This is a genomic window from Janthinobacterium sp. AD80 (assembly GCF_002878455.1).
Lineage (GTDB): Bacteria > Pseudomonadota > Gammaproteobacteria > Burkholderiales > Burkholderiaceae_D > Janthinobacterium.
This window is the reverse complement of sequence record NZ_NRDQ01000003.1, coordinates 1-661: the sequence shown is the minus strand read 5'-3', so window position 1 is coordinate 661 and position 661 is coordinate 1. Positions and strand designations below refer to the sequence as shown.

The 661-nt window shown below is 52.6% G+C and carries 1 rRNA gene; it reads left to right on the top strand.

Annotated features, from left to right (window positions below):
* A 16S ribosomal RNA gene (locus tag JaAD80_RS00770) occupies positions 1-661 on the top strand; the annotation flags it as partial.

Here is a 661-nt window from a genome sequence, read left to right as displayed (position 1 = left end):
CCCTGGAGTGGGGGATAACGTAGCGAAAGTTACGCTAATACCGCATACGATCTAAGGATGAAAGTGGGGGATCGCAAGACCTCATGCTCGTGGAGCGGCCGATATCTGATTAGCTAGTTGGTAGGGTAAAAGCCTACCAAGGCATCGATCAGTAGCTGGTCTGAGAGGACGACCAGCCACACTGGAACTGAGACACGGTCCAGACTCCTACGGGAGGCAGCAGTGGGGAATTTTGGACAATGGGCGAAAGCCTGATCCAGCAATGCCGCGTGAGTGAAGAAGGCCTTCGGGTTGTAAAGCTCTTTTGTCAGGGAAGAAACGGTGAGAGCTAATATCTCTTGCTAATGACGGTACCTGAAGAATAAGCACCGGCTAACTACGTGCCAGCAGCCGCGGTAATACGTAGGGTGCAAGCGTTAATCGGAATTACTGGGCGTAAAGCGTGCGCAGGCGGTTTTGTAAGTCTGATGTGAAATCCCCGGGCTCAACCTGGGAATTGCATTGGAGACTGCAAGGCTAGAATCTGGCAGAGGGGGGTAGAATTCCACGTGTAGCAGTGAAATGCGTAGATATGTGGAGGAACACCGATGGCGAAGGCAGCCCCCTGGGTCAAGATTGACGCTCATGCACGAAAGCGTGGGGAGCAAACAGGATTAGATAC